General features: G+C 55.5%; 23 protein-coding genes and 1 tRNA gene. 9 read left to right on the top strand and 15 right to left on the bottom strand.

The genetic code is table 11. The annotated features are described in order from the left end of the window. Window positions 1-104: 104 nt before the first annotated feature. Window positions 105-180 (top strand) — tRNA-Lys (locus IPM21_17500). A gap of 332 nt (window positions 181-512) precedes the next feature. On the opposite strand, the gene IPM21_17505 is transcribed toward IPM21_17500, so the two are convergent. From IPM21_17505 to larC, 15 genes are all read right to left on the bottom strand, one after another. After that, window positions 513-2,075 carry a PrsW family intramembrane metalloprotease gene (locus IPM21_17505; protein ID MBK9165668.1) on the bottom strand — a complete coding sequence of 521 codons (1,563 nt, stop codon included), beginning with the start codon at window positions 2,073-2,075 and terminating at the stop codon, window positions 513-515. Window positions 2,076-2,153: 78 nt separating this feature from the next. After that, entirely contained in the window at window positions 2,154-4,214 is a 2,061-nt protein-coding gene (locus IPM21_17510; GenBank protein ID MBK9165669.1) for a VCBS repeat-containing protein, read from the bottom strand. A 127-nt stretch (window positions 4,215-4,341) separates the two neighbouring features. Next, a complete protein-coding gene (locus IPM21_17515; protein ID MBK9165670.1) occupies window positions 4,342-4,959 on the bottom strand; it encodes a hypothetical protein in 618 nt (205 codons plus the stop codon). Between the two features lie 51 nt (window positions 4,960-5,010). Further along, window positions 5,011-6,030: a polyprenyl synthetase family protein gene (locus tag IPM21_17520; protein ID MBK9165671.1), complete on the bottom strand. Its 1,020-nt coding sequence runs from the start codon at window positions 6,028-6,030 to the stop codon at window positions 5,011-5,013. 6 nt (window positions 6,031-6,036) lie between these two features. Next, window positions 6,037-6,483 (bottom strand): signal peptidase I, encoded by a 447-nt coding sequence (gene lepB / locus IPM21_17525; GenBank protein MBK9165672.1) that lies wholly within the window; start codon window positions 6,481-6,483, stop codon window positions 6,037-6,039. A 47-nt stretch (window positions 6,484-6,530) separates the two neighbouring features. Further along, window positions 6,531-7,028: a YajQ family cyclic di-GMP-binding protein gene (locus IPM21_17530; GenBank protein MBK9165673.1), complete on the bottom strand. Its 498-nt coding sequence runs from the start codon at window positions 7,026-7,028 to the stop codon at window positions 6,531-6,533. A 45-nt stretch (window positions 7,029-7,073) separates the two neighbouring features. Then, window positions 7,074-7,991 carry a TatD family hydrolase gene (locus IPM21_17535; GenBank protein ID MBK9165674.1) on the bottom strand — a complete coding sequence of 306 codons (918 nt, stop codon included), beginning with the start codon at window positions 7,989-7,991 and terminating at the stop codon, window positions 7,074-7,076. Next, window positions 7,991-9,253 carry a hypothetical protein gene (locus IPM21_17540; GenBank protein MBK9165675.1) on the bottom strand — a complete coding sequence of 421 codons (1,263 nt, stop codon included), beginning with the start codon at window positions 9,251-9,253 and terminating at the stop codon, window positions 7,991-7,993. Before IPM21_17540 ends, IPM21_17535 begins: the two co-directional genes overlap by 1 nt. Window positions 9,254-9,394: 141 nt before the next feature. Continuing rightward, a complete protein-coding gene (locus tag IPM21_17545) occupies window positions 9,395-9,628 on the bottom strand; it encodes a TatD family hydrolase (GenBank protein ID MBK9165676.1) in 234 nt (77 codons plus the stop codon). Next, window positions 9,628-9,855 carry a hypothetical protein gene (locus IPM21_17550; GenBank protein MBK9165677.1) on the bottom strand — a complete coding sequence of 76 codons (228 nt, stop codon included), beginning with the start codon at window positions 9,853-9,855 and terminating at the stop codon, window positions 9,628-9,630. The genes IPM21_17545 and IPM21_17550 overlap by 1 nt, the downstream gene beginning before the upstream one ends. After that, window positions 9,845-10,117, bottom strand: coding sequence for a BrnT family toxin (locus IPM21_17555; protein MBK9165678.1), 273 nt, complete (start codon window positions 10,115-10,117; stop codon window positions 9,845-9,847). The genes IPM21_17550 and IPM21_17555 overlap by 11 nt, the downstream gene beginning before the upstream one ends. Window positions 10,118-10,172: 55 nt before the next feature. Beyond that, entirely contained in the window at window positions 10,173-12,248 is a 2,076-nt protein-coding gene (gene metG, locus IPM21_17560) for a methionine--tRNA ligase (GenBank protein MBK9165679.1), read from the bottom strand. Window positions 12,249-12,325: 77 nt separating this feature from the next. Beyond that, on the bottom strand, window positions 12,326-13,981 hold the full coding sequence (locus IPM21_17565; GenBank protein MBK9165680.1) for a M28 family peptidase: 1,656 nt from the start codon (window positions 13,979-13,981) through the stop codon (window positions 12,326-12,328). 60 nt (window positions 13,982-14,041) lie between these two features. After that, window positions 14,042-14,623 carry a GTP cyclohydrolase I FolE gene (gene folE, locus IPM21_17570; protein ID MBK9165681.1) on the bottom strand — a complete coding sequence of 194 codons (582 nt, stop codon included), beginning with the start codon at window positions 14,621-14,623 and terminating at the stop codon, window positions 14,042-14,044. Between the two features lie 10 nt (window positions 14,624-14,633). After that, window positions 14,634-15,833, bottom strand: coding sequence for a nickel pincer cofactor biosynthesis protein LarC (larC, locus tag IPM21_17575; protein MBK9165682.1), 1,200 nt, complete (start codon window positions 15,831-15,833; stop codon window positions 14,634-14,636). Window positions 15,834-15,947: 114 nt separating this feature from the next. Here larC and IPM21_17580 point away from each other — a divergent pair, with 114 nt between their 5' ends. The 8 genes from IPM21_17580 (at window position 15,948) to IPM21_17615 (ending at window position 24,472) form a co-directional block, all read left to right on the top strand. After that, window positions 15,948-16,286, top strand: coding sequence for a hypothetical protein (locus IPM21_17580; protein MBK9165683.1), 339 nt, complete (start codon window positions 15,948-15,950; stop codon window positions 16,284-16,286). Window positions 16,287-16,360: 74 nt separating this feature from the next. Then, on the top strand, window positions 16,361-18,367 hold the full coding sequence (argS, locus tag IPM21_17585; protein MBK9165684.1) for an arginine--tRNA ligase: 2,007 nt from the start codon (window positions 16,361-16,363) through the stop codon (window positions 18,365-18,367). Between the two features lie 179 nt (window positions 18,368-18,546). Beyond that, the gene (gene trpE / locus IPM21_17590; GenBank protein MBK9165685.1) at window positions 18,547-20,016 is read left to right on the top strand and encodes an anthranilate synthase component I; all 1,470 of its coding nucleotides are present in this window, start codon (window positions 18,547-18,549) and stop codon (window positions 20,014-20,016) included. Then, a complete protein-coding gene (gene trpD, locus IPM21_17595; GenBank protein MBK9165686.1) occupies window positions 20,013-21,038 on the top strand; it encodes an anthranilate phosphoribosyltransferase in 1,026 nt (341 codons plus the stop codon). The genes trpE and trpD overlap by 4 nt, the downstream gene beginning before the upstream one ends. Further along, entirely contained in the window at window positions 21,035-21,835 is an 801-nt protein-coding gene (gene trpC, locus IPM21_17600) for an indole-3-glycerol phosphate synthase TrpC (protein MBK9165687.1), read from the top strand. The genes trpD and trpC overlap by 4 nt, the downstream gene beginning before the upstream one ends. 2 nt (window positions 21,836-21,837) lie before the next feature. Further along, window positions 21,838-22,464 (top strand): phosphoribosylanthranilate isomerase, encoded by a 627-nt coding sequence (locus tag IPM21_17605; GenBank protein ID MBK9165688.1) that lies wholly within the window; start codon window positions 21,838-21,840, stop codon window positions 22,462-22,464. After that, window positions 22,461-23,663 carry a tryptophan synthase subunit beta gene (gene trpB, locus IPM21_17610; GenBank protein ID MBK9165689.1) on the top strand — a complete coding sequence of 401 codons (1,203 nt, stop codon included), beginning with the start codon at window positions 22,461-22,463 and terminating at the stop codon, window positions 23,661-23,663. Before IPM21_17605 ends, trpB begins: the two co-directional genes overlap by 4 nt. Then, on the top strand, window positions 23,660-24,472 hold the full coding sequence (locus tag IPM21_17615) for a tryptophan synthase subunit alpha (protein ID MBK9165690.1): 813 nt from the start codon (window positions 23,660-23,662) through the stop codon (window positions 24,470-24,472). The genes trpB and IPM21_17615 overlap by 4 nt, the downstream gene beginning before the upstream one ends. Window positions 24,473-24,495 lie beyond the last annotated feature (23 nt).

Genomic DNA, 24,495 nt, shown 5'->3' on the forward strand with positions numbered 1-24,495 from the left:
GTGAATTAAAAAAACCGCCGGCGGGCCGGGCGATGCAACTTGTTTCGTTTCAGTTAACTGGCGGCTTTACACAAAGAAATTCGAGTTGCTATACTTCAAACCTTGGGTCGATAGCTCAGTCGGTAGAGCAGCGGACTCTTAATCCGCGGGTCGCAGGTTCGATCCCTGCTCGGCCTACCATTTCAAAACCGCACAAACCGAATGTGCAAAAACAAAAGGCGTGATCGAAACACTCGGTCACGCCCTTTTTTGTTTTGAACCAGCCCCGATGCCGTAAAATCAGCACACTTCCGCGTAAACCTCACGATTCTAACGAAAATTATCGGCTTAATGAGAGAAATGTTGGCGAACTCTAGAGAAAAGTTGGTCAACTCTAGAGAAAAGTTGGCCAACTCTAGAGAAAAGTTGGCGAACTCTAGAGAAAAGTTGGTGAACGTTTCTTCGGAAAGACGCTTTCAAGAGCGGACACAGGGCATTTCCCGATTCACCATTCACCATTCACCATTCACCAATCAAACCTTGTCCCGCCACCTTAAAACCTCTTCGCGAAGTAATGGATTCTGTTGAAAGCTTCCGGTCTGGCCTTGGGCGGCGGTTGCTCGCTGAATGTGCCAGTAGCTGAGCCCGAGGCTTCCCATAGCTCGTAGATATCTGCTCCGCGCACGGTACTTTCCGGCGAAGATGCCGCTCAAAAGCCATCCAGTGCTCTTAAATGCCGACGTCGCATATTTCGCGTGTTCTTCCGGGATCAGGCCGCGGGCGACGTCGATGGCAAGCATATCTTTGAGTATCCTGCCCTGCCGATACATCACATAAAACGCGAACGCGACGAAGATCAGGAAGAACGGTATTTGAAGGATTACGTAGCCGACCAAGAAGCCCTCGAGCCCGAGGAAGGTTGCCATTCCGTTCCAGAGTGCGTGAAGAAACACGGCGCCGAGATAGCCGAGGAACGGTAGGGCGATCTTGACGAAGGTGTTGTGCGATTCGCGGGCAATTCCGCAGCCGATACCCATCATCGCCGTAAAGGTCACATGAGCAAAGGGCGAAAGTATCCCGCGAAGAACGAAAAGTATGAAGAGCCCGCCAAAGCCGGCCTGGCCCAGAGCTCGGCCATAATACAAAACGTTCTCGACCGTCGCAAAGCCGAGAGCGATAACGCCCGCGAAGACGATGCCGTCAAGAATGTCGTCGAAATAACGGCGGAAGAAGATCAGCAGGATCAACACGCCGGCTCCTTTTGAGGCCTCTTCAACGACCGGTGCAGAGATCACGGCACCGATGATGTCGCCGAGTATCATTCCTTCCTGCCCGCCAATACCGAGCGCAACGCCGATGCCGACGCCTGTATTGATGACGAAGGAAATGATCACTGCAACCAAACCGCCCCAGGCGAAAGCGAGTGCAAGCAGCCAAAGCGGCTCGGGGTCATAGCGGTCGATCCAAATAAGCGGCAGAAGATAGATCATCGCCGGAGTGAACGCAACGACCGCCGCGATGATGGCAGGGATCGGCCCGACGCTTAGGAACATCAGCCCTATGACGATCAGCGAAAGAAAGATTATCGCGAAGAGCGTAATACCGATGCCGAGCATTTTGAGGGCATTACTCTTCGGCGGCTCCGGCGGCTTTATCTCGATCTGGCCGAGGCCGATATTGGCGAGCGACGTCTGCACGCTCTCCACCTTATGAGCCGCGGCCTGCTCAAACTCGCGGATCTGCATCTCGCGGAAATCGATGTTCGCGTTTGCCGTCGGTACGGAATCGAACGAATCGATCTGCACCGTTGCGGTCACGCCATTGCGGCCAAACTGGACCGTATCGCCATTGTTGAGCTTCTGACGCTGAGCCCTCGTCCCGTTGACGATAGTCCCATTCGTACTGTTGTTATCGACGATATAGAAACCATCCGGCCCGGCCTCGATTATCGCGTGCTGTTTCGACGCGATCCTTTCATTGTTCGGGTCAAACCGGACGGTGCACGTCTGCCCGCGGCCGATGGTCATAAAACCCGTATCGAGGTCAAACGATTGGCCAGAAAGCCCGCCGCTGGTGATCGTCAGTTTGAGATGCATAGGGCAATAATAGAAATAAAATGCCCGATGTCAAGCAGACGCCTGACACCGGGCCGTATGTTGTTCAGATAGAAAAGTTTATTGTGGCTGAACCGACGAAGGTGCCGGCCTGTCAGCGGGCGATCCGAAGACGCGGGACGAGATCGCCTGGTCCGAGCTGTTTACCCGATACCAAACGTTCGTGCTCGGCCGGTAAACCGAGATATCTGCCTTGCCGTCGCCGTCGTAATCGCCGGGAACCGGAATGTCCTCTTCGATGCCGAACTGGTAGGCCGTGAAGTTACCCGTGGTGCTGAAAAGCTTGTACCAAACACCGGTCGAAGGCCGATAGACCGTGTAATCTGCCCGCCCGTCGCCGTCAAAATCGCCAAAGAGCGGCTTGTCGCCGTCGGCTCCGAACTGCGTGTAGATCGGCAGGCTCGACGAGCTCTGATTCACATACCAGACGCCGTTCGAAGGCCGCCATACGGCGAAATCCGCCTTGCCGTCGCCTTCAAAATCGCCGACGACCGGGATATCCGTTGAGACGCCCCACTGAACGAACCGCAGCCCGAGCGTGCTCTGGTTGATGTACCAAACACCGTTCGAAGGCCGCCAAACGGCGAAATCGGTCCTGCCGTCGGCATCGTAATCTCCGGGTACAGGCACATCCCCATTTTGCCCGAACTGCAACGCCTGAAATCCGCCGGTGCTCGGCAGGATATACCACGTGCCGTTCGAAGGCCGCCAAACGGCGATGTCCGACTTTCCGTCTCCGTCATAATCTCCGGCTACGAGTCGGTCTTCGGCAATGCCGAAATAGGCTGACGTCATCTGACTGTTCGAGCTGGTCTCGACCTGCCAAAGTCCTGCGTCTGGTGTGTAGACCGAAAAGTCGGTCTTCCGGTCTCCGTCGAAATCCGCGACGCGGTTACTGGCGGGAGCATTGAGCCCGGTTACATCCACAAAGATCAGGCCCGAAGTAAGATCGCCGATGAGCACCTTATCTTCGCCGAGGAACGGATAAACGGCCCAAAGGCCGCCATACGTTGTCGGCAGCGTCATCCCAAAGCTGTCGCGGCCGCAGAAAATGTCCCACGGCTCGACCGAATTATCGAATGCCGATTCCTCCGGAACGAACGCGGGCGTAAAAGTATCGTACTGGCCGGTCCGGACCGGATTTACCGGGTCCGTAATATCGAAAACCTGAAGCCCGGCCTGATACCAAGAGACATATAGCTTGTTGCCCATCACGACCGGGTTGTGCGGCGTCACGGCATTGATGCCGAGGTCGGTCATCGTTATCCGGTTGACGAGCGTCGGAGCAGCCGGATTTGAGACGTTATAGATCCGAATATCGCCTGGGCTCGCGCCGTTGCTCAGCGTCGTTTCGCGGGCACTGTAAAGATAGTTTCCGTCCTCGGTGGTCCAAGCGCTGTGGTTCGACCCCAGGCCGACGGCGACCGAGCCCAAAAGAGCCGGTGCCTGAGAAGCCAGGTTTGAAATGTCGAGGATGTCGATCTTGGTCGTTTGCGAAAATCCGGAGAGAAACAATCGATTTCCGCGAATGTGCATGGCGTGGACCCATCCGTTGTCGCTTGCGCTAAATTCCCATTTCAGCACCGCAGCCGCAGGGTTCGTTACGTCAATGATCCGAAGCGGCCTTAGCGAGGTCGAATTTGAGTTCTCGAGCAGGTAACGCGCATTTCCCTGATCAAAGACCATCATTTCATGGATCGTCGAATAACCGCCACCATTTGAAGCATTAACGATGCCAAGAAGTTGCGGACTCCCCGGGTTCGTCAGATCGACAATATGGACGCCGCCGGTATTTCCGGTTCCGAAATAGCCACGGTTGCCGATGACGATAGCCTCGAGGAACTGAAGGTTCGCTCCCGGATTGTACCAATTTGCGAGGACCGGGTTATCCGGGTCGGAGATATCAAAAATGAAGACGCCGCGGCAGTTGAAGCTGCCGAGAACGGCGATGTTTCCGTCCGCGTGCAGGTCAGCGAATTTCATCGAGGATGAGGTAGCGCAGGCCGGTACGGTTTGGGACCGAAGTTTGACCTTCTGTGCAGAGGAAGCGAGCGGAAAGAGGATCGAGATACAGACCGCCGCGAGTAAAGCGCCAAGCAGGCGAGATCGGAAAATGTTCATTTGAATTCGACGTTCCTGAAACGTAATGGCCCGAATGAACGGGCCGGCAATTTGCTAAGCAGGGTCAAAAAAACAACTGTGAAGATTATAGCGGAAAGTCGCCGCACGTCTACTAGAAAAAGCTCGTTTAAGATGCAGCCTGCAAGGCCTCGCGCATTACAAGGTCAAAGGTCCCCGGCCCGACTTTGCTGAACCGCCGATTTCGGTTGAGCGAAACGGCGACCGAGATGGTCGGATTATTGCCCTTGAACTGCATTCCGCCCGCGACCAGCAGGTTATAAAGCTCGTTAACATGGAGCGGCCGGCCCGCCTCGCGGAGCAGGAGCGTGCATGCCTGTGTGATCGTCCGGTCTGCAAATCGCTGGCTTAGAGCCTCGACGTTTACGGAACGCGACGGCACCGACCGATGCCGGTCAAAATAAGCGACCGAACCCTGCCTTTCCCGCGGCTCCTCGCTGTAACTTCTGCCGGGCGGTGGCAACTTGGCTTCGATCTCGGAAACGTCATCTTCGATCTGTATCGTCGTTCCGAGACCCTTACGGCCTGTTGATGAGCCCATCATCACCAGCAGGCGATCGATCGAGGACTCAGTTTGCGAGGCGAAATTTTCGAGCTCACGGATCTCGCTTCGCAGTTTGTCGGCTTCACTTTCAACCTCGTTAAGGCGCGCCATTAGCCGATGCTGGGCGTTGCGTGTCTGGCGCAGGCTCTGCTCGAGCGTTGAAATAAGGTTCTCGTCTAACATCGGAAATTAATTTGCGAGGGACGGCCGCCGCGTCGCGGCGACGATGAAAACTCAGCGATTTCGCTCGATAACGTAGTCAAGTATCGAGCTTAAAGACTCACGATACTCGTTTTTGGGCAGAATTTCAAGATTTTTTCTCGCGGCCTGTGTATGTTCCGCCGCGATATCCCTTATCTTGTCAAGGATTTGCAGTGACCGCATTTCTTCCGAAAGCCGTTCCCTTACGCCCTCCGGATAGCTACCCGCGTACATTATCGCTTCGAGTTCGGCACGAAGGCTCGGTCGCTCGCGCATGAGGAGTATCAGCGGCAGAGTTACCTTGCCTTCCAAAAGATCGGAACCCGCGGCCTTGCCGAGCGATGTATCGTCGGAGGTCAGGTCCAGAAGATCATCGGCAAGTTGAAACGCGATGCCGAGGTTCATCCCGTAGTCTCGCACCGCGACCTGTACCTCGGGCCTCGCGTTACCGAGTATCGCACCGATCTCGCAACAGCCCGAGAAAAGATACGCCGTCTTTCGCCGCAGAATGTCGTAATATTCATCCTCGCTGATCTCGACGTTTCCGATCATCGTTAGCTGGATCAGCTCGCCTTCGGTCATCTTGCGGGTCAGCCGCGTCAGGATGTCGAGGATCTCAAGCGACCGTTCGCGGAGCGATGTCTCGAACGCCGACATATAGAGCCAATCGCCCATCAGCACGGCCGTCTGATTGCCGAAGCGTGCATTGACCGAGGAACGATTGCGGCGAAGGTCGGCGTTGTCGATGATGTCGTCGTGGACGAGCGTCGCCGTATGGAGCATCTCCATCACGGTCGCCAGCCGAATGACATTCTCCGCCGAGCCGCGGCCACCGACGGCATGATTGGTGAGGATCAAAAGAGCCGGACGCACCCGCTTGCCACCCGAGGAACGCAGGTAGTCGCCAAGATAATTGATGACCTGAATGTTTGATGCCGCCTGCCGCTCGAACTCGTCCTCAACCAGCGACATTTCGCGCTTGATAAGGCCGAAGATCCGGCGGGCGGTCGAATCGGGAAAGAGTTCCCTCTTTGTAGCCGCAAACGTCTGCATATGGTCTTACCGACTTGAACCTGACGCGTACTTCCAATAATACTTTCTCTCTATAAGCGATTCTTCGACGGTTCCCCATAATCGAGAATCCGATGAATTATCTCGATTGTCTCCGAGAACATAATAATGACCATGCGGGATCAATCGTGGTGGGACAGCGGTTTTCATTTGGTTGTACTGAGAGTCAACGTAAGGTTCATCCAAGCGAACGTCATTAACAAAGACCTCTCCATCCCTGATCTCAATCGTTTCCTGCGGCAGGCCGACAACCCGCTTTACGTAAGACTTCTGTGGTTCCTTTGGGTGTCTGAACTGGATGATATCTCCACGTTCAACCTCACTCACATACATTGAGAAAAGAATCCGATCGCCATCTTCGATCGCCGGACTCATCGACATCCCCTCAAACACAACCGGCACCAAGCAGGAACTCGCCACCATGCTAAGTGCCAAAATTGCTAGTAAACGAAACGACGATCTCATTCCCCAAAAAAAGGTATTCAGTTACTCCGATAATTATCAAACTGCATATCGATGCCAAAGTCGGTTGCCTTTAGCTTCGCGATCACGTCCTGGAGCGTGTCGCGGTCCTTGCCGGAAACGCGGACAGTCTCGCCCTGGATCGACGCCTGGACCTTCAGCTTCTCGTCTTTGATGAACTTGACGATCTCCTTTGCCTTGTCGATGGGGATTCCCTGTTGGATCTTTACCGTTTGACGAACCGTGCTGCCGGCGGCGGCTTCGACCTTTTGATAATCAAGAGCCTTGAGCGAAATCCCACGTTTGACCAGCTTGCCCTGCAGGATGTCGTTCATATTGCGGAGCTTCGTTTCGTCCTCGGCCGCAAGCAGAAGGTCCTTGTCCTGAAGCTCGACCGTCGCCTTGCTGCCCTTAAAATCGAACCGCTGCGAGACCTCTTTTGTCGTCTGGTTTATCGCGTTCGTTACCTCGGCGTAGTCGGTCTTAGAAACGATATCGAATGAGTTTTCCTTTGCCATATGAGTATTCTGCCACAGAGCGTACGGAGAAGGTATTCAATAGGACTAGCTTGTCGCAACCGATGGATCGATGCGGAAGAGGCTCGAGAAATTTTCGGTGGTCTGCCTGGCCAGCACATCGAACTCAACGCCCTTTAGCTCCGCCAAAAACTGCGCAGTATGCACGACCATCGCCGGTTCGTTCCGCTTGCCGCGATGCGGGACCGGCGTAAGGAACGGACAATCTGTTTCGACCAGCAGACGCTCGAGCGGGACGACCCGCGCCGCCTCGCGAAGCTCCTCAGCCTTTTTGAACGTAACGTTCCCCGCGAAGGAGATGAAAAAACCAACTTCCATTAACGCCAACGCCATCTCCGACGTCCCGCCAAAACAATGCATTATTCCCGGAGCGCGGACACTCTTGTCCGCATCGCCGGTTCCCCCGGCGACAACACCGTTAACACCAACACCTTCTAATTCAGCCGCGCTCTTTCGCGTCGAAACGACGCTCATGCGGACAAGAGTGTCCGCTCTCCGTCCGAATTCCTCGGTTAATATTTCTACCGTGTCGTCGTTGGCGTCGCGGCTGTGGACGATGATCGGCAATTCAAGCTCTTTCGCGAGCCGGATCTGCCGGCGGAAGACCTCGCGTTGGACGTCCCGCGGGCTGTGGTCGTAATAATAATCGAGGCCAATCTCGCCCCAGGCGATGACCTTCTCTGAGCTTCGGGCAAGTTCGAGCAAGTGCTCCTCGGCCCGATCATCATAAAGCTTCGCATCGTGGGGATGAACCCCAACGCTTGCCCAAACGTTTTCATACTTTTCTGCCACCTGCACGGCACGCCGAAAATCATCAGAATGCGGGTCGCCCGTCCCAACATTGAGCATCGCCGATACTCCGGCCTCCATCGCCCGCTGAACAACATCATCGCGGTCCTCGTCGAACTGCGGCCCGTCAATATGGCAATGCGAATCGATCAGCATTACTTTTCGAATTCGATCTTAGAAACCGCTTCGAGCGCGGTCGTACAGTCAGCCGCCACCGTGCATGTGACCGTGATACCAAGTACACGGCCGCGTCTCAATAGAAAAAAGAAGTACTGATCCTGAGAAGCTCCAGCTAAGGTTATCCGATTTTTCATTCGCATCGCCGAAATATTCCCAAGGTTCACCTGCGTCGGGGGCTCAACGACCTTATAGGATGAAATTCCTGAAAGAAGCGTCGCGGTCACCCCGGACAATCGTTTGACCTCCGCGAACGAGCTCGCTTCATTCGCAACAGTGATGTTGATCATCCCAAGCCCATCCATTCCGATCGGTCCGGAAAGGAACGCCGCGAGATTTGTTCTTCTTTGAGGCGCCGGCAGCGTTCGCCCGCCCGTCTCATCTCGGATGGTTGAGCGGCCCCAGTTTTGAATGTCTGCGACATCTTCCTGTGTGATTCGGATCCAGCCTTCTGGAACGCTTAACTTGAATCTAAAGAAATTGCTCCGAAAAAGCTGGCTCTCAAATGTGGCTACGAAGATCGGCGGGTCAGGCGTCGGAGCCGGAGAACCCTGCTCGCTGATGACGATAGAATTGAAAAATCTCTCAAACTCGGCGGTGCGGGCCTTGATCAATTCTTCCGAGGGCGGTTCGTCATCTTCTTCATCCTCAACGGGCATTGCGATCATTATGAACACATCACGCCCAACGATAAATGCCCGGCTTAACGTCGATTGAAAACGGACGTCATTCGGCAGCGAACGCAACTCGACCGCAAGATTTCCGGCGATCTCAAGATCCCTAATGTGCTGAAAAGGAGACGGCCCTTCCCCTGACATTCCATTGGCAAACTCACGGTAATAATCTCTAAGCAACTTCGGATCCGTAACCCGATAGGGCAACGATGTTTTGCCTAGCACATAGACCGCATTTTCCCCAACCGATAGGTAAATGATCGAAGTCATCCGTCCAAGCCCAACCTGGAAACCCGTCTCGGTCTGTCGGATCGGTTCCCTTGGCATCAAGGCCTTTACAGAAAACCCCTCGAACTCCCTAAGTTTCCACTCGATCGGTTCTTCGGCGGAACGTATGATCTCCGCGGCGAACTCCTCGTCGGTTTTCTCGAGAGTTTCCGCCGGTGTCGGTTTTGCAATCGGTGGCGGCGGTGCCGGTTTTGGAGGTGGTGGCGGCGGTGCTTTTTGGGCGAAAGATGTCAGGCCGAGAAAGACAAAGAGTGCAAATGCAGGAGCAAGTCTTTTCATTACAATCTGAACCCCTAATACAAACGATCGCCAACCGAAGCACGAACGAGCTCTGGGAGACGGTGGATTCCGGAACTTTCGCTATTCTAACCTCGATCCGCCATTTTGGGAAGAAAATTGTTTAATGCCGGAAAGGCTCTACTACTTGAGTCGGGCGCCGATATCGACGTTCTCGAAAAACGTTGTGAGGGCCGGTTTTTCGCCGGTGCCGTCTTCGAGCGAGGCGGCGCAGATCATTCCTTGCGATTCGAGGCCGCGCATTTTTCGGGGCTTGAGGTTTGCGACCACGCCTGCTTGGCCCGCCCTCGTGGCAACCTCATCCCGATCCTCATCGAACTGCGGCCCGTCAATATGGCAATGCGAATCGATCAACATCAGCGCGCTGGAATCTCGGGTTTCTCTTGGCGGGTGATCCGGATGTAATCCCTTAACGCTTCATTGACGGATTGTTCTGTGGGAAATTCCTCGGCAACATCGGGAGCCAATCCGACCCTTACGACCATACGATTGTAGGCCGCGGCAAATCGATTCGGTTTCGATTTCGCAAAATCGAGATCGTACTCCGGGAGGAGATCATCATTCTCGTCAAGTTCAATTTGCATACCTTCGGCTCTCTTTAGGCGTAGCTTGCCTTGCACTAATAATCCTGATTTTATCACCACCGCGTTCGGTAAAGCCCACAATTAGCAAATTATTCAAAGACGAATGTCCGAAGATCACATGCCGTTTTTCCTCGAAGGAGTGAATTTCATCATCAAAGATGCGTGCCAATTCGTCTCCAAACACCGTCTGAGCCTCGTCAAAGCTAACTCCGTGCTTTTTCAGATTTCTCTCGGCCTTTTCTTGATCCCATTCAAATCGCATTCTTCGTAAACAATGAGCAATTCCCCGTCATTGTGGCGGTGGGAGTCCAGGAGTGTCATTTCAATCTGGCTCCGATGTCGACGTTCTCTATGAATGTGGCAAGGGCCGGTTTTTCGCCGGTGCCGTCTTCGAGCGAGGCGGCGCAGATCATTCCTTGCGATTCGAGGCCGCGCATTTTTCTTGGCTTTAGGTTCGCGACGACGACGACCTTCCGGCCGACGAGCGGTTCGGGGTCGTAATATTCGGCGAGGCCGGCGAGAATCTGCCGCGGTTTTTCTTCGCCGAGATCAACCTCGAAACGCAGAAGCTTGTCGGCGTTCGGCACGCGTTCGGCAACCTTTATCTCGCCGACGCGGAGATCGACCTTGATGAAATCATCGATGGTGATGAACTTGCCTTCTTCGACCTGAGCATCAATAGATGCCGGAGTTTCTTGCTGGCCGCCTTCCGAGGCAGGCGCCTCAACTACACTTTCTTTTATTTCGCTCATTGTTTTAGCTTTATCGATCCTTGGAAAAATCCCTTCGGCCGCTCCGATCGCCGCCCCGGCCTCGAGCCCGCCCCATTTTAACTTTGCCGGGTCGAGTCGCGAGAGATCATCGCCGCCGAGCCCAAGCTGTGCAAATATCCTCGTCGCCGATGACGGCATCACCGGATAGACCATCGCCCCGATCCAGCGGAGCGTTTCGGCCGCCCGGTATAGCACGGCGTTGAGCGTCTCGGCCTGCCGTTCGTCCTTGACCAACTCCCAGGGCTTTGCGTCCGAGATCATCTTGTCGATCCTGGCGATTACCGCCCAAATGCCCTCAAGTGCCTGGCTGAACTCAAAATTATCGAACCGACGAAGAAACTCATCGCGTGCATGTTCGAGGACGTGAACTATCTCGCCGCCGTCGGGGTCAAGCCCGGCACGCCTTGCGTGGATGTAATTCTCTTCAGCAATCTTGCCGTTCGGCACTCGGCCATCTCGATATTTATGAAGCATCGAGATGGTTCGGCTCAGCAAATTGCCAAGCCCGCTCGCTAGGTCGGCATTTGCCCGGTCGATCAGGTTCTCATAGCCAAATTTGCCGTCCTGCCCGAAAACCATCTCCCGCAGGCAAAAATACCGAACCGCATCCACTTGAAAATGCTTATGAAGCAGATCGACGTCGATGACATTGCCGAGCGTCTTGCCCATCTTGCGGCCGTCGGCATCAAGCCACATGCCATGGGCGTAAACTGTTTTCGGCAGCGGCAGTCCCGCGGCCTTGAGGAACGAGAACCAATAGACGGTGTGAAACCTCAGAATGTCCTTTCCGACCAGGTGAACGGCATTCTGCCAATATTTCTCAAATCCCGGTGCATTTTCGCGGCCGTTCCCATAGCCGAGGGCCGTTATGTAGTTCGAAAGGGCGTCGAGCCAAACGTACATTACGTGGTCATCATCGCCCGGAACCGGCACGCCCCATGCGACGGATCGCTTTTCGCGGCTGATCGAGAGATCCTGTAACCCGCCTTTTATGAATGAGATGGCCTCATTACGCCGAGATTCCGGTTTAAGTATTTCCGGGTCGCCCTCGATGGTCTGAAGTAGGAATTCATCGAAGTCCGAAAGCCGAAAGAAATAGCTTTCTTCAGAGACGCGGTCGAGGGGACGTTCGTGGATCAGGCAATTCGGAATATCTGAACCTTCCGGAGTTATATACTCATCTTCCTGCTTGAACGCCGCGCAAGGGGCGCAGAACCAGCCCTCGTAATGGCCTTTGTAGATATTGTCGTTACCTTTCGGCGTTTTCCCCGCCGCGATCCGCTGCCAGAGATGCCGTACGCCCTCGTAGTGAAAGGGCTCGGTCGTCCGCATAAAGATGTCGTATCCGCCGCTCTCCGGCCCAAGGCCGAAATCACTGAACATCCGCTTTAGCTCGCCCGCAATAAAATCTACTTGCTCTTTCGGCGTTTTACCGGCCTTTTCCGCTGCCCGCTGGATGTTTATTCCGTGCTCATCCGTACCGGTTAAGAAAAGCACATCAAACCCTCGCTGCGTCTTATAGCGATGCAGGACATCCGCGACGATGGTCGTGTAGAGATGCCCGAGATGCGGCAGGCTGTTGGCGTAGTAGATCGGGGTTGTGACGTAAAAAGAGTTCATCTTCAAAAAAGAAAAAGTGTAGCGTGTATTGGCAAAATTCGCCACACGCTACACTTTTGTGAGTCTTCTTTCTGACCCTACTTCGCCATCCGCTTCTTGTCGGCGTCCGCGAACTCGTCGGTTTCAAGATATCGCGGCATCGCTGCAGCGTTTGCTATCTTTAGTCCGATAGCAAGCCCGAGCTCGGCATTCTGTACCATCGCCGCGGCGTCCCACCAATCGTAATATTGATCTGATGGCTGATGATAATACTTCGCCGTGTAATTGCTGAAGAATTCGAGCGCCGTTCCCTCGAGCGGCTTAACAAAATCGTCTCCGTGGCGGAGCGAAACCGCCGGCACGCCGACCTTTGCAAACGGGAAATGATCCGAGCGGAAGAAAAACCCCTGCTCAGGCCGCATATCGCCTTCGAGCGTCATGCTGCGTTCGCGGCCGACTGCCTCGACCAATGGACCGAGCGTTGAACGCTCAGCCCCGAGTGCCGAAAAGTCCTTTGTTCGCCCGAAGAAGTTGACTCCGTCGATGTTCACATTTCCGGCGATCTTGTTGAGCGGAATAAGCGGATTCTGAGCGAAATACTCAGCCCCGAGCAAGCCTTGCTCCTCGGCAGCGGGAAACAAGAAATAGATCGAACGCTTTGGCCGCTCGGCCTTTTTCATCTTCACGATCGCCTCGCCGATACCGATGACTGCAGAAACTCCCGAGGCGTTATCATACGCTCCGTTGTAGATTCGATCACCGCTAGCGTCGGGCTCGCCGATACCCAAATGGTCCCAGTGGGCTGTGTAGATCACATACTGGTCGCGAAGTGCCTTATCGCTTCCTTCGATCTTGCCGACGATGTTTGGCGATTCAAAGGTAGTCGTCGCGGCTTTGAGGTCGATCTTGACCCTGAGCCCCGTCTTTACCGGACGGAAGTCGCGTGTTGCCGCCTTTTTCCTCAGTCCTTCGTAATCAACACCCGCCTGCTTCATCATTGCGGCCGCGGTGTCGTTGGTGACCCAAGACATCAAGTCGAGGTACGGAGTCTTGTCGCCGGGAGCCCTGAATATCTCCGACCGCGGCCCGCCGAATGACGTGCGGACGACGTTCCAGCCATAGCCTGCCGATTCGTTCGTGTGAATAAGGATCACGCCCGCAGCACCGCGTCGGGCAGCCTCTTCGTACTTGTACGTCCAGCGGCCGTAATACGTCAGTGCCTTGCCGCCGAAAAGGTTCGGCTCCTCGGCGGTCGCGGGCGGGTCATTGACCATTATCATCAGCACCTTGCCGCGGTAATCCTCGGCCGGGCCGCTGTAGTCGTTCCATTTGTAGAGCGGTGCCTCGACGCCGTATCCCATGAAAACGACATCGGCATCGACCGAGACATTGCTTCGCTGAGCACCGGTCGTCGCCACAAAATCATCGCCGAACTTGAAATTCTTTGTCTCGTTCCCGCGGCTAACAGCGAGCTGCGTTGCCGGATCCACCTTCACTCCGACAAGCTTCACATTCTGAAAATAGCTCTTGCCGTTTCCGGGTTTGATGCCCGCGGCTTTCATCTGGGCGGCGATGTAATCAGCCGCTTTCTTGCTCCCGGCATTTCCCGGCCCGCGGCCTTCGAAATCGTCGGCCGAAAGCCTTTTAACCCTTTCGCGAATTTTCGCGGCATCGAACCTGGCTTCCATTGTCTGAGCCGGAATTCCGGACACCAGCACGGACATCGCAACAACGAATAAAAGTATCTTTTTCATAGCTAAAGTTGTGTCTGAAGTGTCGGAACCCGACAGCTAAACGATTTTGTGAAGTTAAAGTTACCCCTTAATTAATGACATCGCCTCGGCACGAGTTCTTGGATCACGCCGGAAGCCGCCAAGCACGGCCGATGTTATCGTGATCGCCCCCGGCTTCTTTACGCCGCGGAGCGTCATGCAAGTATGTTCGGCCTCGATAACGACCATAACGCCGAGCGGTTTCAGCCCCTCGAACAGCGTATTTGCTATCTCTTGCGTCAGCCGTTCCTGAACCTGCAGCCGCCGGGAAAAGATCTCGGCGATCCGGGCGAGCTTTGAGAGCCCGACTATTCGGCCGCCTTTCGGAATATAGGCAATATGGCATTTCCCAACGAACGGTGCCAGATGATGCTCGCAGACAGATGCGATCGAAATGTCCTTGACCAGAACCATCTCGTCGTGCGAATCGCCGGGCAGCGGGACGATATGCTCCTTCGCATTCTGCCACATGCCTTCGGTCAGCTCGACGTAAAAATCAGCCACCCGCTCGGGCGTTTTTATGAGCCCGTCGCGGTCCGGGTCTTCGCCCATCCCCTCGAGCATCAATCTAACGCCCGCTGCGATCTTTGCCGTATCCACCGTTCTTTTCTTTGTTTTCGCCATTTATCTTCCGTTAGGCCCCGACAGCCGTCGCCTTCTCACCTGCAGCTTTGCACGCTGCTTCCCATACGATACGGAAAGGGACATCTTTCTCCAAAGCTAAACGACGGACGTCCTCGTATTCAGGCATCGCATTCACCACGCGGCCGTCCCGCATAGCGATCTTTATCCGGCACTCGCCAAACTGGGTGCTGACAGTCTCGAACCGCCGTTCAAGGCTGACGCGGGCGACCTGTAAAGTTCTAATGCCGATCGTCGTCGTCTCAGAAAAAAGCATCGCGAGCAATGCGTCCCTGTTTTCAGGCGAGGAAAGCACCGAAATGACCACGCCCGGGCGATTCTTCTTCATCTGCACCGGCGTGAACCAGCAATCGAGGGCACCGAGTTCAAACGCCCGCTCCATCACAAACCCGACCACCTGCGGCGTCGAATCATCGACGTTCGTCTCCATCAGCACGAGGTCATCATGATCTTTCGCGGGCTTCTTTCCGAACTCGGCCGCTTCGCCGACCATTAACCGCAAGACATTCGGAAAGTCCTTATACTCCCGCGTTCCCGCTCCGTATCCGGTTGCCTCGACGGACATTTCGGGGATGGTGCCGAAACTTTCACAAACCGCGGCAATGATCGCGGCTCCGGTCGGTGTGATCAACTCGCCTTCGATCTCGGTCGCGTAGATCGGCTTGCCTTTAAGAAGTTCCGCAACGGCCGGCGGAGGCACGGGAAACATTCCGTGGGCCATCGTGACAAAGCCGCTCCCGACGTGGAGCTTCGATGACGCAAATTGCTCGACGCCCAACATCTCAATGCCAATGCACGCCCCGACAATATCAACTATCGCATCGAGAGCTCCGACCTCATGAAAATGTACCTTTGTAACGTCCGTGCCGTGAACGCGGGCCTCGGCTTCGGCTAAAAGTGTGAAGATCTTGATCGCTCGTTCTTTTACGCCATCTGAAAGCTCGGCCTCGTTGATTATCTTCTCGATGTGGTGCAAATGCCGGTGCGATTCGACCTCGGGCACGATGACATTTACGTGGCACGAGGAAATCCCGGAGCGGTCGACCGTCTCGGGCTTCAGTGCGAAGCCCTCGATCCGGAGCCCGGAAAGACGGCGCTCGAACTCATCGCGGTCGAGTCCAAGGTCGAATAAGGCTCCGAGGATCATGTTGCCACTTGCGCCGGCAAAGCAGTCAAAATAAAGGGTTCGCATAAGAACTAGGTTAAATCTTAGCCTTTTCGCCGAGTTCGATGAAATCGGCGGTGATATCTTTTTGCAAGTTTCAACGCGTTATGTAAGTGAAGGACACTTCCAGAGAGGAAAACTATGCGAACGCTCGGAACATTTCTCGTAACCGCCGCTCTTTTGTTTGGGGTAAATTCCGCCTTCGGCCAGCCCTATAAAAAGATCCGCTTTGCCAAAGGCCGCACGTCCGCGACCGTCGCCGGAACTCTTACAGCCGGCGGCCGAGTCTGCTATTTCGCCAATGCCCGCCGCGGCCAGACGCTTACGGCGACTATAAGCTCACGCACTGGCAAGGTGAACATTTTCGAAAGCGGCGAGACGAGCTATACGCTCGAGGTCGAATACCCCGGCGATCAGAGCATTTGCGTCGATAACCTCAACCGGGCGACCAGCTATTCATTGACGGTCTCGATACTTTGACCGGCTTGTTTTGCTAATAGCTTCGGGCAAAACGTATAATTTCGGTTTTATCTCCTGTTGGGGAAATTTACCGAATGACACTGCTCGAACTTCAAACAGCCCTTCGAACCGCGATCCGCGATGCCGCATCGGAAGAGTTTGGCATTTCGCTGGAAAACATCGCTGCCGAAACACCACCAAAAACCGAGCTCGGCGACCTTGCCTTCCCGGCCGCCTTTGAACTCGCAAAGCTTGTAAAACAAGCAACCGGCGAGAAGCAAAATCCCCGTGCAATAGCTGAAAAGCTGAAGGCTCGAATAGAAAAGTTCGATTTCATCGACCGTGTCGAGATCGCCGGACCAGGCTATTTGAACGTTTTTTACGACCGGGCTCGTTTTCTGGTCGAAAATCTCGACTCAGCTCCGATTCCCGCTCGGGCCGGGACCGTGGCGAAGGTCTGCGTCGAGCACACTTCCGTCAACCCCAATAAAGCTGCCCACATCGGGCACGTGCGGAATTCCGTTCTCGGCGACACGTTCGTCCGCATTCTGAATGCCAACGGAAAAGCGGTTGAGGTCCAGAATTATATCGACAATACAGGTGTTCAAGTAGCCGATGTGGTCGTCGGGTTTATGTTCATCGAACACTTGAACTTGGACGCGATAAAGACTCTGGATAGTGAGCTTAGTGTAAAGGGCATCTCGTTCGATTACTACTGCTGGAACCTCTATGCCAGGGTCGGCCAAGCATATCTCGCCGACGAGGAGCTGAAGGCAAAACGGGCCGAAGTACTTCACTTGATCGAAGAAGGCAACAACCCGACCGCCGAGCTTGCCGACTACGTCGCGACCCGAAACGTCGAGTGCATACTCAAGACGATGGAGCGCTTCGGTATCCGGTACGATCTATTGCCCCGTGAGTCTGAGATCCTTCATCTTCACTTCTGGGACAAGGCGTTCGAGCAGATGAAGCAGCTCGGTGTTGTTCACCATGAGACCGAAGGCAAGAATGCGGGATGCTGGGTGATGCCCTTTGAGGAGCACTCCGGAACGGATGAGCACGACTCGGACAAGATCCTCGTCCGCTCGAACGGAACCGTGACCTACACCGGCAAGGACATCGCCTATCAGATGTGGAAGCTCGGGATACTCGGGCTCGATTTCCATTACCGGCCGTTTCATAAGTATGCCGACGGCAAAGAGGTTTGGATAACGACGGCTGATGCTTCACAAGCCTCGGCGGAGTTTCCGGAGTTTGGCCACGGCGAGACGGTCTACAACGTCATCGACACGCGGCAGTCCTATCCGCAGGAGATCGTAAAGCGAGGCGTTGCCGCGATCTATCCCGAACGCGGGGAGAATGCGAGCGTTCACCTTTCATATGAGATGGTCGCCCTCTCGCCGGCGGCGGCTGAAGAACTTGGATTTCAGCTTTCCGACGAGGACAAGAAGCGGACGTTCATCGAAATGAGCGGCCGAAAAGGCCTCGGCGTAAAGGCCGACGACCTGATCGACCGGCTCGAAGCGAATGCATTCGCCGAGGTCGAGTCGCGGCATCAGGATATCTCGGTTGACGAGAAAAAGCACATCGCTCACCAGATCGCCGTCGGTGCTTTGCGGTACTTTTTGCTAAAGTTCACACGGACGACGGTGATCGTTTTTGATTTCAAGGAAGCGCTTTCATTCGAAGGCGAGACGGGTTGCTTTTGCCAGTACTCGGCGGTCCGAGCGAATTCGATCTTTCGAAAGCTTGCCGAACGCAGCGAGGATCTTTCGGCTATAAAGGCCACGCTAAAAGGTTCAGAGAGGATCAGCGAAATGCTGTCGGCGGAGGACGCGAACGACATTTGGGCGATGCTGACGCTTGCTTCGCGGCTCGAGGAAACCCTTCAGCAGGCAGCGAACGCCAATGAGCCCGCGATTTTAGCCAAATATACATTCAACCTCGCGAAGGCTTTTAACCTTTTCTACCACAACCACAAGATCCTGCCCGAGCCGGATGAAACGAAGCGGGCGGTGCTCTTGACCGTCGCCGAGCGGGCTCGCGACACCCTGACCACCGCGCTTGCGACGATGGGAATTGAGGTGCCGGAGAAGATGTAGTTGACAGCCATGCATTCGTTTTGCTATTTCTTACGACAAGGATATGAAACCCGTTACCGCAAATCTCACGACAGCAAACCGCCATTGGGGATGGTGGCATTTGTCGTTTGCGGTATTGGGAGATCAATCCGCTTAGCTCAATGTGTTGCTAAGCCGAATGTTCAAAAAGATCGAACCCGATGCCGCCTTTTGAAGGGCGGCATTTTTTATTTGTGACCAAAGAGTATCCAAAAACATTGCAGCCGGTGGTCGCGAGAATTCCCGCCGACCTCCACACGCCGCTTTCGGTTTACCTGAAAATTGCGGCCGGCGAGGATCATTCATTCCTGCTCGAATCGGTCGAGGGCGGTTCGGCGTTGGCTCGATATTCCTTCATCGGAGCCGGGCCGGAAATGGTCGCAACGGGCCGTCGGCAGACGGTAGATCTGATTCGCGGAGGCGAAGTCGAAGAACTCCCGATCGACCTTATCGCTTTTCTAAGAGAGGAACTCGGCAGATATAGAGTTGAGCCCGACGCCGGACTTCCCTCGTTTACCGGCGGAGCCATCGGCTATCTCGGCTTCCCTTGCTCGGAGTGGTTCGAGCCCTCGCTTGCACGGCCGAAAGGGCTCGATCGCGAGTTTGGAATGATGATGTTCTTCCGCTCGGTCGTCGCCTTTGACCATGCTCGGCAACAGATATTGATCATCACTAATTCCGAAGCTGGCGACGAGGGATCGCTTGCCGTTGCACACGAAAGGAATGCCCGCATTCGCGAACAGATAGAGTCCTCGGAACTCCGAGTTCCCCGCTCCGAACCCTCTCAAGAAGGAGAAACATCGGTCGCTTCGAACTTCACCCGTGAAGGATTCATTGAAGCCGTTAGTCTGGCAAAGGAATACATAGCAGCCGGCGATTGCTATCAGGTTGTGATATCACAGCGATTTTCTCGTCCGACCACGGCGGGCCCGGTCTCGCTTTATAGAGCGATCCGTTCGCTTAACCCATCGCCGTATATGTTCCTGATCAAAACGCCGAAGCGGTCCGTAATCGGAGCTTCGCCGGAGATGCTGGTAAGAGTGCGGGAGTCTGAGATCCACTACCGCCCGATCGCCGGCACGCGGCCGCGGGGCGCCATTGAGGCCGACGACCGGCGTTTTGCCGAGGAAATGGCCGCCGATCCGAAAGAGGTCGCCGAACACCAAATGCTGGTCGACCTCGGGCGAAACGATGTCGGCCGAGTGTCCGAATACGGTTCTGTGCGGGTCGAGCGTTTGATGACGGTGGAGAAATATTCGCACGTTCAGCATCTTGTAAGCGACGTAACGGGCCGTCTGCGCCCGGGGCTCGACCGTTTTGATGCCCTCGCGTCGTGTTTCCCGGCAGGCACGGTTTCCGGAGCCCCAAAGGTGCGGGCGATCGAGATCATCCGCGAACTCGAGCCCGACGAAAGGTCGATCTATTCCGGTGCGGTCGGCCATTTTGACCACGCCGGGAACATGGACACGTGCATAGCGATCCGCACGATCGTCCTTGAGAATGGTGTCGCCGAGGTCCAGGCCGGAGCCGGCATCGTCGCGGATTCGAACCCGGAGTCAGAATATGAGGAAACCGTGAACAAAGCGGCGGCGTTGCTGCGGGCGATTGAGATCGCTGAAAAGGAATTATGAGCCTGCTCCTAAGGAAATATCGCGACGATTTCGCGGCCGGCCGGTCATTTGACGCGGCCGATGCCGAAGCTCTCCTTGACGCATTAATAACCGAAACCGTCGAGCAACCTATCGCCGACGTGCTCACAGCATGGAACGCAAAGGGTGTTTCGTCCGATGAGATCTATGAGTTTGCCCGCATTCTTCGCTCGCGAATGAATCGTGTGAATTCGGTTCATGAGACGTTCGTTGACATAGTCGGGACCGGTGGCAGTTCGGCCAAGACGTTCAATGTCTCGACCGCGGCCTCGTTCGTTGTTGCGGGTGCGGGCGTTGCGGTAGCAAAGCACGGCAACAAAGCGGCAACGAGCAACTCGGGAAGTGCTGACGTCCTATCGGTGCTCGGAATCGACCCGGCGGTCTCGCCCGAAACCGCCGAAACTTGCCTTAACACGGTCGGCATCTGCTTTATGTTTGCCCCGAATTTTCATCGCCTCTCGCCAACTCTTGCAAAGGTCCGCCGCGGACTCGGCTTCCCGACGATCTTCAATTGCGTCGGCCCGCTTTGCAATCCCGCGTCCGCACCGCACCAGTTGATCGGGGTTTGGGACAAGGAACTTGTGCCGAAAATGGCCGAGGCTCTCGCCCGTTTGGTAACAAAGCGGTCGTGGATAGTGCACGGCGAGGACGGTCTGGATGAAATATCGCCGACCGGGCGAACCTTTGTTGCGGAGATAGAGGGCGATTCGATTCGCCGATTCGAGATAGCTGCCCGTGATTTCGGACTCGGGACTGACGAGCCAAGCGGGCTTCGTTCGAGAGACTCGGCGCACAGCGGCGAGATGATCCGCGGCGTTTTGCTCGGACAGCCGCATTCGCAGAGCGCCGAGGACCTCGTTCTCGTTAACGCCGCCGCTGCACTTTTCATCTCAAACGCCGCGGACAGCTTTGAAAATTCTGTAGACATGGCACGCGAAAGCCTAACCTCGGGCGCGGCCCACAATAAATTGGAGGAGCTGGCCGCCGCGGCACCGATAAAATGAGCACATTTCTCGAAGAGATCATAGCTGCAAAACGGGAACGTATCGCGGCCGCGAAGCGCGTCGCAAACATGCCAGACCTTAAATCGATTGCCGCGGAGAATTCCAATCGGCCCGGAAGGCTTTCCGACGCCCTCGGCAAGCCAGGCCCCGCGATCATTGCGGAATTCAAGCGTGCGTCGCCTTCGAAGGGTGTGATCAACGATCGGCTCGATCCGGCCGCGACTGCGAAAGCCTACGAAGCCGGCGGTGCGGCCGCGATCTCCGTGCTTACCGAGGAAGACTTTTTCGCTGGTTCAATGGCAGACCTCATAGCGATCAGAGATGCCGTCTCGATCCCCGTCCTTCGCAAAGATTTCACGATCGATGAATTCCAGATCGTCGAGTCAGCCGCGGCCGGTGCTGCGGCGATCCTGCTGATAGTCGCTGCACTTAAGCAAGAACAATTGCGTGATTTTTTATCCGTTGCGAAAGGCTTTGGGCTCGATACGATCGTCGAGGTCCATGACCGTGAAGAAATGGAGATAGCGGTCGATTCGGGAGCATCGATCATCGGCGTCAATAGCCGCAACCTGAAAACGTTCGAGGTCTCGCTCGATATTTCACGCTCGCTCATTGAGCTCCGGCCCGAAGGCGTTTTGACGATCACCGAAAGCGGCATATCCAAAGCGGAAGAGATAGCCGAACTCCACGCGCTCGGCTTCGACGCATTTCTGATAGGCGAGATGCTAATGCGGAGCGGCGACCCGAGAGGCGAATTGAAACGACTACTCAACACGACGGAGACGGCGGGAGCGTAGTGATGGTGAAGGTCAAGATCTGCGGAATTACAAATCTTGAGGACGCTCTCGCGACGGCGGAACTCGGTGCGGATATGCTCGGTTTTAACTTTTATAGTGGAAGCAAGCGACACATCGAGCTCGCAACGGCGGCTGGAATTGTGAAACGCTTGGAGAGCGGTATCGAATCGATCGGTGTCTTCGTGAATGCAGATATGGAGGCTATTCAAAGGACGGTCGACATCGTCGGCCTCACCGCCGTTCAGCTTCACGGCGACGAGACGCCGGAGTTTGTTGCGAAGATCAGTGAGGCCTGCGGCGTGCCGGTGATAAAGGCGATTCGTGTCTCTGCCGATTTCCGTGCGGAAGCAGTTCGCGACATCCCTGTGGATTCAATTCTGCTCGACGTTTATTCGCCAGAGGCATACGGCGGAACGGGCGAGCAGTTTGATTGGAGAATTGCATCAGAGGTGAGACAGCACGTTGAACGGCTTTTTCTCGCCGGCGGCCTAACGCCTAAAAACGTAGGCGAGGCGGTCAAGCTTGTGCGGCCCTATGCCGTTGATGTGGCGAGTGGGGTAGAAAGCTCGGCGAGGAAAAAGGATGCGAAAAAGATGGAGGCGTTCATCCGAAACGCGAAAGGAATATGAACAAATACGAACCAGATGAACGCGGATATTGGGGCGAATTTGGCGGGCGTTTTGTCCCGGAGACGCTGGTCGCTCCGCTCGATGAATTAACCGCCGGATACTTTGCGTTACGTAACAATGAGGAGTTTCATCGCGAGTTCAATTACTACCTCCGCGATTTCGCCGGCCGCCCGACGCCGCTTTACTTTGCCGAAAGGCTTACCGAACGGCTCGGTCGTGCCCGCATTTTTCTGAAACGCGAGGATCTGACCCACACCGGGGCTCATAAAATTAATAACGCTATCGGCCAGATACTTCTTGCCCGCCGGATGGGGAAAACTCGGATCATCGCCGAGACCGGTGCCGGTCAACACGGCGTTGCCACAGCGACTGTCTGTGCGAGGTTCGGGCTCGAGTGCGTCATCTACATGGGCACCGAGGACATTCGCCGGCAGGAGCTCAACGTCTTCCGAATGCGGATGCTCGGAGCCGAGGTTCGCGGTGTCGATTCGGGCTCGCGAACGCTGAAAGATGCTATTAACGAATCTTTACGCGACTGGGTAACGAATGTAAGCAATACTTATTACTTGCTCGGGTCGGCGCTTGGCCCGCACCCGTATCCGCTGATGGTCAGAGATTTTCAAAGCGTTATCGGCCGAGAGGCCCGCGAGCAGTTTCTCGAACGCGAGGGCTCGCTCCCGGACGCTCTCGTTGCCTGTGTCGGCGGCGGCTCGAATGCGATCGGGCTTTTTCATCCATTTCTCGCAGACGATGTCCGTATGATCGGAGTCGAGGCCGGTGGCAACGGGCTCGAGGTTGGGATGCACGCGGCACGCTTTGCCGCCGGCGGGCACATCGGCATTTTGCAGGGCACAAAAAGCTACGTCCTTCAGGATGATGCCGGGCAGGTCGCGGCAACGCATTCTATCTCGGCCGGGCTCGATTATGCCTCGATCGGCCCGGAGCACGCCTATCTTCGCTCCATCGGCCGCGTTGAGTACGCCTCGGCGAGCGACGACGAAGCATTGGCCGCTTTCAAGGAACTTTCCGCGACCGAAGGCATAATCCCGGCACTCGAGACCGCTCACGGAATAGCCCACGCGATCAAGATAGCCCCAACGCTTTCGCGCGACGCGACAATGATCGTCAATCTTTCCGGCCGCGGCGATAAGGACCTTATGTCGGTTGCCGAATATGAGAACAGGAGGTCGGAACGATGAGCAGGATCGCATTGACATTCGCAGAGCTGCATTCGGCCGGGCGGAAAGGCTTTATACCGTTCGTGTCGGCGGGCGATCCTGACCTCGAAACTTCTCTTGAGATCGTTCACGCTCTTGCCGAGCTTGGCTCCGATATCATCGAGCTTGGAGTTCCCTTCTCCGACCCAATGGCCGACGGCCCGACGATCCAGGCATCATCGATGCGAGCTCTCGCCAACGGCGTGCGGCTGGACGATGTGATCGGGCTGAGCCGTCGTTTTCGTGAAAAGAGCGACGTGCCAATAGTGCTTTTCAGCTACCTTAACCCGCTTCACCGCTATGGCCTTGAGCGGCTGGCTCGCGATGCGGCGGCGGCCGGGATCGACGGTGTGCTTGTAACTGATGCGGTCGATGAAGAAGCAGCCGAGATCGGCTCGCTTCTTCGTGCTAACGGCCTCGACCTGATATCGCTTATCGCTCCGACGACGAGCGACGAAAGGCTTGCGAAGATAGCTGCGAATGCGAGCGGATTTCTTTACGCCGTTTCGCGAGCCGGTGTAACCGGTGCCCGTGCGGAGACGAGTTCGTCGGCTGAAGAACTCGTCCGACGCGCGAGGAAATTTACCGATCTGCCGGTAGCCGTCGGGTTCGGTATTTCGACCCGCGAACAGATCGAGGAAGTTTGGGAATATGCCGATGCCGCGGTGGTCGGATCGGCGATCGTGGCGGAGATCGAGCGCTCGATCCCGTCGGGTAATGTGCCGGAACGCGTTCGCTCGTTCGTCGGCGGACTGCTGCCCGAGGTTGCAAATGCGGGCACGGAAAATTAAAGTCTTAGCTTTGTATCAAGGAC

The sequence above is a fragment of the Acidobacteriota bacterium genome (assembly GCA_016716435.1).
GTDB lineage: Bacteria > Acidobacteriota > Blastocatellia > Pyrinomonadales > Pyrinomonadaceae > OLB17.

Coding starts and splice junctions, on each gene's coding strand:
- IPM21_17505 (MBK9165668.1), bottom strand. CDS start 2,075: ATGCATCTCAAACTGACGATCACCAGCGGCGGGCTTTCTGGCCAATCG.
- IPM21_17510 (MBK9165669.1), bottom strand. CDS start 4,214: ATGAACATTTTCCGATCTCGCCTGCTTGGCGCTTTACTCGCGGCGGTC.
- IPM21_17515 (MBK9165670.1), bottom strand. CDS start 4,959: ATGTTAGACGAGAACCTTATTTCAACGCTCGAGCAGAGCCTGCGCCAG.
- IPM21_17520 (MBK9165671.1), bottom strand. CDS start 6,030: ATGCAGACGTTTGCGGCTACAAAGAGGGAACTCTTTCCCGATTCGACC.
- IPM21_17530 (MBK9165673.1), bottom strand. CDS start 7,028: ATGGCAAAGGAAAACTCATTCGATATCGTTTCTAAGACCGACTACGCC.
- IPM21_17535 (MBK9165674.1), bottom strand. CDS start 7,991: ATGCTGATCGATTCGCATTGCCATATTGACGGGCCGCAGTTCGACGAG.
- IPM21_17540 (MBK9165675.1), bottom strand. CDS start 9,253: ATGAAAAGACTTGCTCCTGCATTTGCACTCTTTGTCTTTCTCGGCCTG.
- IPM21_17545 (MBK9165676.1), bottom strand. CDS start 9,628: ATGTTGATCGATTCGCATTGCCATATTGACGGGCCGCAGTTCGATGAG.
- IPM21_17550 (MBK9165677.1), bottom strand. CDS start 9,855: ATGCAAATTGAACTTGACGAGAATGATGATCTCCTCCCGGAGTACGAT.
- IPM21_17555 (MBK9165678.1), bottom strand. CDS start 10,117: ATGCGATTTGAATGGGATCAAGAAAAGGCCGAGAGAAATCTGAAAAAG.
- metG (MBK9165679.1), bottom strand. CDS start 12,248: ATGAACTCTTTTTACGTCACAACCCCGATCTACTACGCCAACAGCCTG.
- IPM21_17565 (MBK9165680.1), bottom strand. CDS start 13,981: ATGAAAAAGATACTTTTATTCGTTGTTGCGATGTCCGTGCTGGTGTCC.
- folE (MBK9165681.1), bottom strand. CDS start 14,623: ATGGCGAAAACAAAGAAAAGAACGGTGGATACGGCAAAGATCGCAGCG.
- larC (MBK9165682.1), bottom strand. CDS start 15,833: ATGCGAACCCTTTATTTTGACTGCTTTGCCGGCGCAAGTGGCAACATG.
- IPM21_17580 (MBK9165683.1), top strand. CDS start 15,948: ATGCGAACGCTCGGAACATTTCTCGTAACCGCCGCTCTTTTGTTTGGG.
- argS (MBK9165684.1), top strand. CDS start 16,361: ATGACACTGCTCGAACTTCAAACAGCCCTTCGAACCGCGATCCGCGAT.
- trpE (MBK9165685.1), top strand. CDS start 18,547: ATGCCGCCTTTTGAAGGGCGGCATTTTTTATTTGTGACCAAAGAGTAT.
- trpD (MBK9165686.1), top strand. CDS start 20,013: ATGAGCCTGCTCCTAAGGAAATATCGCGACGATTTCGCGGCCGGCCGG.
- trpC (MBK9165687.1), top strand. CDS start 21,035: ATGAGCACATTTCTCGAAGAGATCATAGCTGCAAAACGGGAACGTATC.
- IPM21_17605 (MBK9165688.1), top strand. CDS start 21,838: ATGGTGAAGGTCAAGATCTGCGGAATTACAAATCTTGAGGACGCTCTC.
- trpB (MBK9165689.1), top strand. CDS start 22,461: ATGAACAAATACGAACCAGATGAACGCGGATATTGGGGCGAATTTGGC.
- IPM21_17615 (MBK9165690.1), top strand. CDS start 23,660: ATGAGCAGGATCGCATTGACATTCGCAGAGCTGCATTCGGCCGGGCGG.